The following is a 12,172-nucleotide window of genomic DNA, read 5'->3' on the forward strand; positions in this document are numbered from 1 at the left end:
AGCGTATCGCCTTCAAGGGAGGACCGGAGATGCATACCGTCACCCGTACAGGGGCCGTGTTGCCCATACACGTGCGCCCCATCACCTTGAATCATCCTTGGCAATGGTTGTCGGCGGGATGGCGGGACATGTGTCTCAGCCCCGCCGTCAGTTATCTTTATGGCGGTCTGTTCACCGCCATCGGCTTCTTGCTGTTCTACGGCCTGGAGGCGGTCGGGTTCGGCTATCTTATCTTGCCGCTGATGTTCGGCTTTGCCTTGGTCGGGCCGGTGGCGGCGGTGGGGCTTTATGAAGCCAGCCGCCGGCTGGAAGACGGCGCCGGCATGGGCTTTGGCGATATCGTGGCCGCCTTTCGCCGCAACGGAACCCAGATCGCCCTGGTGGGCGCCTTCTTGCTGATCGCCTTTCTCGCCTGGGTTCGTCTGGCCATGCTGGAATTCATGCTGTTCTTCGGTTCGGCCCCGCCTTCGCTTGATCATGTGCTCGATACGATCTTGCTGTCGCCGCAAAGCTTGTCCTTTTTGCTGGTCGGACTGATCAGCGGCGGGGTGCTGGCGGCCGGGGTGTTCGCCATGACCGCCATCGCCGTGCCCATGTTGCTGCATCGTCCCGAATGCGACGCCATGACCGCCATGCTGACCAGCGTCGACGCGGTGCGCCGGAACTGGCGGCCGATGATGTTGTGGGCTGGATTGATCAGCTTTTTCACCTTGTTCGGCATGGCTTTGTTCTTCGTTGGGCTGATCGTTACCTTGCCGTTGATCGGCCATGCCTCTTGGCATGCTTATCGTGATCTGGTGGAGTGACATTTTTTCCGGGCAGGCGCATTGTGGCGGCGGGGTGGATGTGCCGTCGGGGGCTTGCTGATGGAAAATGGTCTGCATGTGAAAATTGAGGGCGCGGTCGCCACGGTGACGTTGACCCGCCCTCGGGTTCATAACGCTTTGGACGAAGCACAGGTGATCAACCTGACTCAGGCTTTCCAGAAGCTGGGGGTGGCCGAGGCGGTCCGGGTCATCGTCTTGGAAGCCGAGGGTAAAAGCTTTTGCGCCGGTCTGGATGTGGGCTGGGTTCGCCAATCGGCCGGGTCCTCCAAGGAAGACAATCAGCGTGACGCCATGATGCTGGCGGTGCTGATGGACGCCATCGACCGCTGTCCCAAGCCGGTGATCGCCGTGGTCAACGGTGCCGCCCTGGGCGGCGGCGTTGGCTTGGTCGCCGCCGCCGATGTGGCCCTGGCTTCGGAAGAGGCGAGCTTTGCCCTGACCGAGGTTCGCCTGGGGCTGGAGCCGACGATTATCGGCCCGCAGGTTGTCGCCGCCATGGGGGCCCGCGCCTGTCGGCGCTATTGGCTGACGGCGGAACGGTTCGATGCGCGGGAAGCGTTCCGGCTGGGGCTGGTGCATGCGGTGCTGGCCGCGGACAATCTGGCCGAGGCCCGCGACCGCATGGTCGAGGCCTGCCTGAAGGGGGCGCCCGGAGCTCAGGCCGGTTCCAAGGAAGCCATCCGCGTCATCGACGCGGCCGAGCACGGCCCCGATCTGATGCGCCTGATTGCCCATCGCTTCGCGGAGCAACGCGCCGGCGACGAAGGCCGCGAGGGGCTGGCCGCCTTTACCGAAAAGCGTAAACCGACCTGGAGCACTTGACCCCGGCGGACGGGCCTGCTTCCCTGATGGTCCGTCAGTGGAGGTTTTTCCATGCTTGCCGAATGTCTTGCCGGGACCCGCGTTCTGGACCTGACCCAATATATTCCCGGCCCCTATGCCACTCAGTGGCTGTCCGATCTGGGGGCCGAGGTGGTGAAGGTCGAGCCGCCCGCCGGCGATCCCATGCGCAGCATGGGCCCGGTGGACGCCGACGGCACCACCGCGTTCTATAAATTGGCCAACCGCAACAAGGTGGTGGTGCGGCTGGACCTTAAGACCGCCGAGGGCAAGGCCGCCCTGGCCAAGCTGCTGACCGTCGCCGATGTGCTGGTCGAAGCCTATCGTCCCGGCGTGCTGGACCGCCTGGGCTTTGATGCGGCCGAATTGGCGCGGCTCAATCCGCGTCTGATCCAGTGTTCGCTGTCCGGCTATGGCCAGACCGGGCCGCACGCTTTGGTCGCCGGCCATGATTTGACCTATGTGGCGCTGACCGGCGGTTTGGCCGCCAGCGGCATTGCCGCCCGGCCGGTGATGACTTTTCCGCCCTTGGCCGATCATGCCGGGGCCATGCTGGCGGTCCAAGGGATCTTGGCGGCGCTGCTGCGCCGGGGCCGCACCGGGAAGGGGGCGCGGCTGGATATCAGCTTGTCGGAAGCGGCGCTGTCATGGATGGGCGGGGTGCTGACCACCGCCCATCGTCGTGGCGAGGCCCGGCGCGAAGACGACATCATCAATGGCGGCGCCGCCTTTTATCGGATTTACCGGGCCAGGGATGGCCGCTTCGTCGTCCTGGGGGCCATCGAGGAAAAGTTCTGGCGCGCCTTTTGTGTTGCCGTCGGGCGCGAGGAATGGATTCACCGGCAATCGGAACCTATGCCGCAAAATGAACTGATTTCCGAACTGGAAGCCCTGTTCCTGACGCGCGACCGCGACGCGTGGGCGGCGCTGCTGTGTCCGGCCGATTGCTGTTTCGAGCCGGTGCTTGATCCAACGGAAGTGGCGGCGCACCCGCAGTGGCAAGACCGTGATCTGGTGCGGGTGGGCCAGGATGGCGATGATATCGCCGAAGTGCTGCTGCCGGTGTTCTTGGATGGGGCGCGGCCACGGCATCGCCGGCCGTTCAAGGAAGATCACATTCAGGCGGTATTGGCGACATGGCGATGAGTCTTCCCATTCATGGTGGCGATCTGGCGGCGGCGGAACGGCGCTGGGGCAAGCCGGAACACAATTGGCTGGATCTGTCCACCGGCCTTAATCCCTGGCCTTACGCGCTGCCGCATCTGCCGGCTGAATCCTGGCGGCGTCTGCCGGGTGAGGCGGAAGAGACCGCCTTGCGCGCTTCGGCCGCCGGGGCTTATGGCTGTGCGGTCGATCAGGTGCTGGCCGGGCCGGGCAGTTCCGCCCTGATCCAGGCCGTGGCCCGCAGCGTGTCGCCGCGCCGGGTGGCGGTGGTGTCGCCCACCTATGGCGAGCATGTCGCCGCCTGGAAGGCCGCCGGCCATGCGGTGAGCGAAGTGGCCATCCCCGCCGATGCCGCCGGCGCCGATGTCGTGGTGCTGGTCAATCCCAACAATCCCGATGGCCGTCAATTCACCGTGGCCGAAATCCAGGCGCTGAGCGAACGTTTCGCCCTGGTGGTGGTGGACGAAGCCTTTGCCGACGTTGCCCCCGATCTGTCGGTGGCCAGCCATGTGGGGGCCGGCCATGTGGGTTCTGGCCTAATGGTGCTGCGCTCGTTCGGCAAGTTCTATGGTCTGGCCGGCTTGCGTCTGGGCTTTTGTCTGGCGGCGCCCGAATTGTTGGCGGCGGTGGCGGCACAATTGGGGCCTTGGCCGGTTTCGGGGCCGGCGCTGGCCATTGGCGCGGCGGCGCTTTCTGATCGGGTCTGGGCTGATGCCAGCCGTGCCCATCTGGCCAACGCCGCCGGCCGTCTGGATGCGGTGCTGACCAAGGCGGGGCTGCACGGATTGGGCGGAACCAGTCTGTTCCGGCTGGTGGAACATCCCGATGCCGGCAATCTTTATGATCGTCTGGGCCGCGCCGGTATCTTGGTCCGCGCCTTCGCCTTGCGGCCCACATGGCTGCGCTTCGGCCTGCCCGGCGGCGAGGCTCCGTTGCGGCGACTGGAACAGGCGTTGACATGATGCTGGTGGCGTTCGACGGTGACGATACCCTTTGGCATAACGAGCCGCTGTTCTGGGCGACGCAGGACCGCTTCAAGCAATTGCTGGCGCCTTATTGTCCGGCCGATCATCTGGCGGAAAAGCTGTTGGCGACGGAAATCGCCAATCTTGCCCTGTTCGGCTATGGCATCAAAGGCTTTGCCCTGTCGATGATCGAAACCGCGATCAAGGTTTCCGACGGGCAGGTGCCGGTGGCGGTGATCGAGGAATTGATCGTTCGCGCCAAGGAAATGCTGGCCCATCCCGCCCATCTGCTGGACGGCGTTGCCCCGGCTGTCGCCACCGTGAAAAGGCAGGGCTTCAGGATCATGCTGATCACCAAGGGTGATCTGATGGACCAGGAGGCCAAGCTGGCCCGTTCCGGGCTGGCCGAGCTGTTCGAGGCGGTGGAGGTGGTCAGTGAAAAGGATGAGGCGTTGTATCGCCGCCTGTTCGCCAAGCACGGCGTCACGCCGCAAGAATGCGTGATGGTCGGAAATTCGGTGCGGTCCGACATCGTGCCGGCCTTGGCCGCCGGGGCGTGGGCGGTGCACATCCCGTATGCCGGTCCGGTCTGGGCGCATGAACAAGCCGAGCCGCCGCTGGGGCATCCGCATTATGCGCGGCTGGACAGCATGATGCAGCTGCCGGACTGGCTGTCCGGGCTGAAAAACAGGGCCTGACCCGAAAGGGGGGGATGGGGCGAGTGATCGGATTCGAACCGACGACATCCAGGACCACAACCTGGCGCTCTAACCGACTGAGCTACACCCGCCACCGCGAAGGCCGCATGTGTACCTAACGCCGGGGGGGCTCGTCAAGGGGCGATTTGTCTATTTTTCGTGTCATGCAATCTTCACCCCGGTGAGCGGAGGCTTGATTAGACTGCGATCATGTTTCCGTGAACCAAGGAAGATCGCGCATGGCCCCCGACATGGACCCGGAAGATATCGGCGTCAACGCTTCGGCTGAACCCGATTTCGCCAGCATCATCGACAGCGTCTTGTCGCGCCGCGCCGTGCTTGGCGGCATGGCCGCCACCGCCTTGGTGCGCCATGTGACGTTCTCGGCCGAAGCGCGGGCGGCGGGCATGGCCGGTCCCAGCCTGACCTTCGCCGAAGCGCCGCACACCATCGCCGAAAATCATCAGGTGGCGGCGGGCTATGACGCCCAGATAGTGATCCGCTGGGGGGACAAGGTCACCGCCGATGCGCCGGCTTTCGATCCGCTGCGCCAAAGCGCCGCCGCTCAGGCCCGGCAATTCGGCTATAACAACGATCATATCGGCTATTGTCCGCTGCCGCTTGGATCGGATCATTCCGAACACGGGCTGTTGGTGATCAACCACGAATATACCGATTCCTGGCTGATGTTCCCCGGCTTGACCGACAAGGACGCGGTCGCCAAGGTAACGCGGGAACAGGCGGAAATCGAATTGGCCGCCCATGGTCTGTCGGTGATCGAGGTGCGGAAACTGGCCGGAAACTGGCGGGTGGTGGAAAATTCCGTCTATGCCCGCCGGATCACCGTGGAGACGCCGATGGCGGTGTCTGGCCCCGCCGCCGGCCATGACCGGCTTAAGACCACGGCCGATCCCAGCGGTCTGGCTTTGCGCGGGACCTTGAACAATTGCGCCGGTGGCTTGACGCCGTGGGGCACGGTGCTGACGGCGGAAGAGAATTTCCATCAATATTTTTCGGGCGTCCCTCATGGGGCGGAAGCGGCGGCGCACAAGCGAGTCGGCATCGTCGGCAAGCCGGAATATTCCTGGGGCAAGCATTTCGATCGCTTCAACGTCGCCACCGAGCCGAACGAGCCCAACCGCTTCGGCTGGCTGGTGGAAGTCGATCCGCACGATCCCCGATCGGTGCCGGTCAAGCGCACGGCGCTGGGCCGTTTCAAGCATGAAGCCGCCAACGTGGTGGTCAACGGCAACGGTCGGGTCAGCGTTTATACCGGGGATGACGAGCGCTTCGAATATCTGTACCGCTTCGTCACCCATGGCAAGATCGACCACGGCAATCGCGCCGCCAATCTGCGCTTGCTGGATGACGGCGTCTTATATGTGGCCAAGTTCCACGACGATGGCCGGCTGACCTGGCTGCCGCTGATTTTCGGCAACGCTTTGCTGAACCGGGATCATGGTTTCAATTCCCAGGCCGATGTGGTGATCGACGCCCGCCGCGCCGCCGATCTGATGGGCGCCACCCCGATGGACCGGCCCGAGGATGTCGAGACCAATCCGGTCACCGGCAAGGTCTACATGATGTGCACGAACAACACCAAGCGCCAGGCAGAACAGACCAACGCCGCCAATCCGCGCGCCAACAATGCCCATGGTCACGTGATCGAGATGATCCCGCCACGCGTGGACGGCCATGTGGATCACACCGCGCTGGAATACACCTGGACGGTGTTCTTGTTGGCCGGTCCCAAGGACCAGGGCCGCTATCATCCGCAGACATCGCCATCCGGCTGGATGTCGGCGCCGGACAACATGGCGTTCGATCCCGCCGGTCGGTTGTGGATAGCCACCGATCAGGGATCGTCCCAGGCCGAGAACGGGATTCCCGACGGCATGTACGCCATGGAGACCGAAGGGCCGTTCCGGGCGTTGTCGCGGTTTTTCTATGCCTGTCCGCGCGGGGCGGAGATGTGCGGGCCGATGTTCACCCCCGATGGCAAGACGTTGTTCGTCGCCGTTCAGCATCCGGGTGAGGACAAGGGGTCGACCTTCGACGCGCCATCGACGCGCTTCCCCGATTTCCAGGCCGGCATGCCGCCGCGCCCGTCGGTGGTGGCCATCACCAAAAAGGATGGCGGGGTGATCGGCTCCTCGGCATGATGGCGGGAAATCAAACCGGAGCCTGCCCGTGACCCTGGAAGTTATTCATGTGCCGGCGGCGGCGGTGGGCGATTCCCATCCGCCGCTGCTCTTCGTCCATGGGTCGTACTGTGCCGCCTGGATCTGGGCCGACACTTTCCTGCCGTTCTTCGCCGGGCAAGGGTATGAATGTCGCGCCTTGTCGCTGCGGGGGCATGGCGGTTCCAGCGGCAGTGTCGAATGGGCGTCGTTGGCCGATTATGTCGCCGATGTGGCCTTGCTGGTCGATTCCCTTGACCGCCCGCCGATTTTGATCGGCCATTCCATGGGCGGGCTGATCGCCCAGCATGTGGTTGCCGCCGGCCATCCGGTGGCCGGGCTGGTCATGCTGGCTTCGACGCCGCCATCGGGCTTGGGCTCATCCAGCCTGCACATGATGGCCCATGCCCCGGATGTCTTGTTCCAGCTTGGTCTGTTGCAAAGCCTGGGGCCGGGGGTGGTGTCGGCGGCGATCATGCACCGGGCGTTGTTCTCGGATCAGACCGATCCGGCCCATGTGGCGTGGATGATGGACCATTTGCAAAAGGAATCGACGCGGGTCAGCGCCGAATTATTGATGCCGCCGCGGCCGTGGCCCCCGGCCGGAACGGCGGTGCCGGCCTTGGTGATTGGCGGCGATGCCGACAAATTCCTGCCGGTCAGCGCGTTCACCGAAACGGCGCACCATTGGCGGGCCGAATTGCACGTTTTGCCCGGCGCTCCCCACGGGCTGATGGCGGACCAGCATTACTGGCGGCCGTGCGCCGCGCTGATCTTGGATTGGCTTACCCGCCAAAGTGACGCCTGAGACGCCGTAACGCCTCGTCGATGGCTTGGTCGGTCTTGGCGAAGCAAAAGCGGGCGTAATCGCCAGGGGGGGCGCTTTCAAAGAATGCGCTGATGGGGATGGCGGTGATTCCGGCCTTTTCGGTGATATGGACGCAGAATTCCAGGTCGGTCCCGCTAAACCCCAGCGGGCGGAAATCCGCCGACAGGAAATACGATCCCTGGCAGGGCAGGGGGGTAAGGCCGATTGCGGCCAAGCCATGAGCCAAGCGGTCGCGCCGGGCGCTCAGGGTGGCGGGCAGGCTGGCGATATAGGCGCTGGCGTGGTTCAGGCCCCAGGCGACGGCGCTTTGCAGGGCCGGGGCGGTGGTGAAGGTCAAATATTGGTGCGCCTTGGCGATGGGATTAAGTAATTCCGGCGCCGCCACCACCCAGCCGACCTTCCAGCCGGTGAGCGAGAAGATCTTGCCGGCCGAACCGATCTTGGCGCAGCGCTGACGCATGCCGGGCAGGCTCATCAGCGGAATATGCGGCAGGTCGTCATAGGTCAGATGCTCGTAGACCTCGTCGCATATGGCGATGGCGTCGTGGCGTTCCAGCAATTGGGCGATAAAGGCCAGTTCGTCGGCGTCGAACACCTTGCCGCACGGATTGGCCGGGCTGTTGAGGATCATCAATTTGGTCTTGGGGCCGAAGGCATCGGCCAATTGCTGGCGCGGCAACGACCAGTTTGGGGCCTGTAGTCGGACGATGCGCGGCACGCCGCCGGCCCGGCGGATGATCGGCAGATAGGAATCGTAAAGGGGTTCCAGCACCACCACTTCGTCGCCCGGTTCGATCAGGGCGAACAAGCAGGCGGCCAGCGCCTCGGTGGCGCCCGACGTCACCATGACTTCGGCTTCACTTACCCCGGTGCCCCAAAACCGGCATTCATGCGCCGCCACCGCATGGCGCAGGGCCGGCAGGCCCATCATCGACGGATATTGATGGGGGCCATCGGCCGCCGCCCGCGCCAGTTGTTCGATCACCGCGCTCGGCTCCAGCCCCTCGGGGAAGCCTTGACCCAAATTGATGGCGTCATGGCGTTGGGCCAGGCGCGACATGGTTTCAAAAATGGTGGTGCCGCAGGCGGCGAAAACGGAATTGGCGCGAGGCATCGAGGGGGACTCTTTACGGTGGTTCCGAGCCCGCACTCTGCCATTATCTCGAAGATGGGGGAAGCTGCCTATTCATTGGGCGGAAATGCCCGAAAAATCAGCACTTTCTTGGGCGCGTTGATCTTAAAGCCCGCAGTTTTCTTGGTGGCAGAACTGGCATGAGGCGTGCTAAATGATGACCCGCGCTTTGCCGCTGGTTCCACGCTTTTCGAGAGACGCGGTTTCATGAAAAAGATCGAAGCGATCATCAAGCCCTTTAAGCTGGATGAAGTTAAGGAAGCCCTGCATGAAGTCGGGCTTCAGGGTCTGACCGTTACCGAGGCCAAGGGGTTCGGCCGCCAAAAGGGTCATACCGAATTGTACCGCGGCGCCGAGTACGTGGTGGACTTCCTGCCCAAGGTGAAGATCGAGCTGGTCATTGATGACGGCTTGGTCGAACGGGCGATCGAAGCCATCCAGCAGGCTGCCCATACGGGCCGCATCGGCGACGGCAAGATCTTCATTTCTCCGGTCGAGGAAGCGATCCGCATCCGTACCGGCGAAAAGGGCAACGACGCCATTTAGGCTTTCCGGCTATCGGAAGGCACCCGCATTTATTTTTCCACATCGAACAGGAATTGTGACCATGGCCGACAACGTCAAGAAGGTCCTTGAAATGATCAAGGAAAACGACGTCAAGTACGTCGATTTCCGTTTCACCGATCCGCGCGGCAAGTGGCAGCACACTGCCCAGCACGTCTCCACCGTGGACGAAGACATGCTGACCGAAGGTCTGATGTTCGACGGCTCCTCCATCGCTGGTTGGAAGGCGATCGATCAGTCCGACATGGTGCTGATGCCCGATAGCTCTACCGCCGTCATGGACCCCTTCGCCGCTCAGGCGCAGATGATCATCTTCTGTGACATCATCGAGCCGGCCACCGGCCAGCTGTATGACCGCGATCCCCGCGCCATCGCCAAGCGCGCCGAGCGCTATGTGGTCGAATCGGGCGCTGGCGACACCGCCTTCTTCGGCCCGGAAGCCGAATTCTTCGTGTTCGACGACGTCAAGTTCAAGACCGGCATGAACGTCGGCTATTACGAGCTGTCGTCGGAAGATGGCGCCGAAGCCTCGGGCAAGGAATTCCAGGAAGGCAATCTGGGCCATCGTCCGGGCGTCAAGGGCGGCTATTTCCCGGTTCCGCCGGTGGATGCCTCGGTCGATATGCGCGCCGAGATGCTGACCATCATGGGCGAAATGGGCCTGCCGGTCGAAAAGCATCACCATGAAGTCGCTTCTTCGCAGCACGAATTGGGCTGCAAGTTCGGCACCATGGTTCAGGCCGCCGACTGGATGCAGATCTACAAGTACGTGGTCCACAACGTCGCCGCTTCCTACGGCAAGTCGGCCACCTTCATGCCCAAGCCGATCTATGGCGATAACGGCTCGGGCATGCATGTGCACCAGTCCATCTGGAAGGACGGCAAGCCGCTGTTCGCCGGTTCGGGCTATGCCGACCTGTCGGACACTGCCCTGTACTACATCGGCGGCATCATCAAGCATGCCAAGGCGCTGAACGCCTTCACCAACCCGCTGACCAACTCGTACAAGCGTCTGATCCCCGGCTTCGAAGCTCCGGTGCTGCTGGCTTACTCGGCCCGCAACCGTTCGGCTTCCTGCCGCATTCCGTACGCGACCAGCCCGAAGGCCAAGCGCGTCGAAATCCGCTTCCCCGATCCGGGCGCGAACCCGTACCTGGCCTTCTCCGCCATGCTGATGGCCGGCCTTGACGGTATCGCCAACAAGGTGCATCCGGGCGAAGCCATGGACAAGAACCTGTATGATCTGCCCCCCGAGGAACTCAAGCAGGTTCCGACCGTGTGCGGCAGCTTGCGTGAAGCGCTGGAATCGCTCCGCGCTGATAACGACTTCCTGTGCAAGGGCGATGTCTTCTCGAAGGAATTCATCGAGGCCTACATCGATCTGAAGTTCGAAGAAGTCTTCAAGTTCGAACACACCCCGCACCCGGTCGAATTCACCATGTACTACTCGGTCTGATCCGAGTAGACGGGTTACAGGGTACGAACAGCCCCGCCGGTGCGAACCGGCGGGGTTTTTCTGTGCTTGCGCGATGTCTGAACCAGGGCTATTTTGCTCACCTCCTTTGGGGAGTAGCCGCCTTCGCTTGCAGAAGGGGGCGCGTCAACAGACTTGGCTCGATCTTCGTCAGAAGCGGGCTGTGGCGCGTTCGGCCGGATCGGTTTGGCAAGACCATGGGTTGCGGGTTCCGTCCGGCCGGGCGGGGACTGTCGCAGCCTTGTGTGTCTTGCCCGGCCTTGGATCGTTCCCGTGGAAGCTTTTCTCGTCTCAAGCGGCATTGTCGCCATCGCCGAAATCGGCGACAAAACCCAGTTGCTGGCCTTGCTGCTGGCGGCCAAGTTCCGCCGTCCGCTGCCCATCATCTTGGGGATTTTCGTCGCCACCATCGCCAACCATGCCGGTGCGGCCCTTGTCGGGGCGTGGGTGGCCTCGCTGATCGGGCCTGACGCCCTGCGCTGGGCGCTGGCGGCATCTTTTGTCGCCATGGGCATCTGGGTGCTGATCCCTGACAAGGTCGATGACGACGCGGCGCCAAATGCTCCGCGTTTAGGGGTTTTCATCACCACGGTGGTGGCGTTTTTTGTGCTGGAGATGGGCGACAAGACCCAGATCGCCACCATTGCCCTGGCCGCGCGTTACCATGATTGGCTGCTGGTGACCATGGGGACGACGCTGGGGATGATGGTCGCCAACGTGCCGGCGGTGCTGGTCGGTCAGGCCGCGACGCGGGTGTTGCCGCTCCGTGTGGTTCATATTGTCGCCGCCTTGGCTTTCTTCATTTTGGCGCTGTTGCTGGCGGTCGATGGCATCCCGCATCTGTTGGGATGATATTCGGCGGAAAAGCGCAAAAATCCGTTTGCAGGGGGCGGGGGATGGCGCTATAAGAACGGCCTCGCAGGCGACCGGAGTGTAGCTCAGCCTGGTAGAGCACTGTCTTCGGGAGGCAGGGGCCGGAGGTTCGAATCCTCTCACTCCGACCATCGACAAACCGCAGGAAACTGCGGTTTGTCGATGGGTCCAATCACCAGGATCAGACAGGTGATTGCATTTGCGGGACGAATGCGGGAGACGGAGCCGTTAGGCGCTATCCCGGAATGTCCCGCCCCGTGACGGCCATCACCAAACGCTTCAATCGCGACGGCGAACTGATCGGCTGGCAGGCGAAGATTCGCCGCCAAGGCTTTCCCCAACAATCGAAAACCTTTGACCGCAAGGCCGATGCCGAAGCCTGGGCTAACCGAAAGGTATGGTTTGGCTCGCGGCGGAGGTGTTCGACGCAGAGGCTGCGGAACCGCCGCTCGTCATTGCTATCGATTTCTGCAAGGGGTTCACCACCGAGATCCGGGGACGGAAGTACGCCGCGGTCAACGGTGCTCCACGGAATTCGGTCATCTTTCGACTGGACTTGCCCGGAAAGAGTGGAGAGCGTTTCTCTGTCTATGCAGCTTCGGCCTCGAAGCGGCACGGGCTTTTAT

At 63.0% G+C, this 12,172-nt stretch carries 12 protein-coding genes and 2 tRNA genes; 12 read left to right on the forward strand and 2 right to left on the reverse strand.

All coding sequences use genetic code 11. The features are described from left to right. The first annotated feature begins 128 nt into the window (after positions 1–128). The 5 genes from KEC16_RS14240 to KEC16_RS14260 are packed head-to-tail and all read left to right on the forward strand — an operon-like array spanning position 129 to position 4,494. Complete coding sequence (locus tag KEC16_RS14240; RefSeq protein WP_249209198.1) at positions 129–806, forward strand: DUF2189 domain-containing protein; 678 nt, start codon at positions 129–131, stop codon at positions 804–806. A 60-nt stretch (positions 807–866) separates the two neighbouring features. Next, positions 867–1,649, forward strand: a complete 783-nt coding sequence (locus KEC16_RS14245; protein WP_211550065.1) for an enoyl-CoA hydratase-related protein — start codon at positions 867–869, stop codon at positions 1,647–1,649. Positions 1,650–1,700: 51 nt separating this feature from the next. Continuing rightward, positions 1,701–2,813 (forward strand): CoA transferase, encoded by a 1,113-nt coding sequence (locus KEC16_RS14250; protein WP_211550067.1) that lies wholly within the window; start codon positions 1,701–1,703, stop codon positions 2,811–2,813. Further along, entirely contained in the window at positions 2,810–3,793 is a 984-nt protein-coding gene (gene cobD, locus KEC16_RS14255; protein ID WP_249209199.1) for a threonine-phosphate decarboxylase CobD, read from the forward strand. The genes KEC16_RS14250 and cobD overlap by 4 nt, the downstream gene beginning before the upstream one ends. After that, complete coding sequence (locus tag KEC16_RS14260; RefSeq protein ID WP_249209200.1) at positions 3,790–4,494, forward strand: HAD family hydrolase; 705 nt, start codon at positions 3,790–3,792, stop codon at positions 4,492–4,494. Before cobD ends, KEC16_RS14260 begins: the two co-directional genes overlap by 4 nt. Positions 4,495–4,509: 15 nt before the next feature. Here the strand turns inward: KEC16_RS14260 and KEC16_RS14265 are convergent. Then, a tRNA-His gene (locus KEC16_RS14265) sits at positions 4,510–4,586 on the reverse strand. A gap of 147 nt (positions 4,587–4,733) precedes the next feature. Here KEC16_RS14265 and KEC16_RS14270 point away from each other — a divergent pair. Beyond that, positions 4,734–6,656 carry a PhoX family protein gene (locus tag KEC16_RS14270; RefSeq protein ID WP_211550071.1) on the forward strand — a complete coding sequence of 641 codons (1,923 nt, stop codon included), beginning with the start codon at positions 4,734–4,736 and terminating at the stop codon, positions 6,654–6,656. Between the two features lie 28 nt (positions 6,657–6,684). Further along, entirely contained in the window at positions 6,685–7,482 is a 798-nt protein-coding gene (locus KEC16_RS14275; protein ID WP_211550073.1) for an alpha/beta fold hydrolase, read from the forward strand. Here KEC16_RS14275 and KEC16_RS14280 read toward each other — a convergent pair. Beyond that, entirely contained in the window at positions 7,460–8,617 is a 1,158-nt protein-coding gene (locus KEC16_RS14280; RefSeq protein ID WP_211550075.1) for an aminotransferase, read from the reverse strand. The genes KEC16_RS14275 and KEC16_RS14280 overlap by 23 nt on opposite strands. 225 nt (positions 8,618–8,842) lie before the next feature. Here KEC16_RS14280 and KEC16_RS14285 point away from each other — a divergent pair, with 225 nt between their 5' ends. The 5 genes from KEC16_RS14285 to KEC16_RS14305 form a co-directional block, all read left to right on the forward strand. Beyond that, complete coding sequence (locus tag KEC16_RS14285) at positions 8,843–9,181, forward strand: P-II family nitrogen regulator (protein ID WP_211550077.1); 339 nt, start codon at positions 8,843–8,845, stop codon at positions 9,179–9,181. Between the two features lie 61 nt (positions 9,182–9,242). Next, complete coding sequence (glnA, locus tag KEC16_RS14290) at positions 9,243–10,655, forward strand: type I glutamate--ammonia ligase (RefSeq protein WP_211550079.1); 1,413 nt, start codon at positions 9,243–9,245, stop codon at positions 10,653–10,655. Positions 10,656–10,946: 291 nt separating this feature from the next. Next, entirely contained in the window at positions 10,947–11,525 is a 579-nt protein-coding gene (locus tag KEC16_RS14295; protein WP_211550081.1) for a TMEM165/GDT1 family protein, read from the forward strand. 75 nt (positions 11,526–11,600) lie between these two features. Then, a tRNA-Pro gene (locus tag KEC16_RS14300) sits at positions 11,601–11,677 on the forward strand. A 266-nt stretch (positions 11,678–11,943) separates the two neighbouring features. Further along, the coding region (locus KEC16_RS14305; protein ID WP_211550083.1) for a hypothetical protein at positions 11,944–12,172 on the forward strand (229 nt) is incomplete at its 3' end.

It is taken from the genome of Magnetospirillum sulfuroxidans (genome assembly GCF_018224925.1).
GTDB classification, from domain to species: Bacteria; Pseudomonadota; Alphaproteobacteria; order Rhodospirillales; family Magnetospirillaceae; genus Magnetospirillum; species Magnetospirillum sulfuroxidans.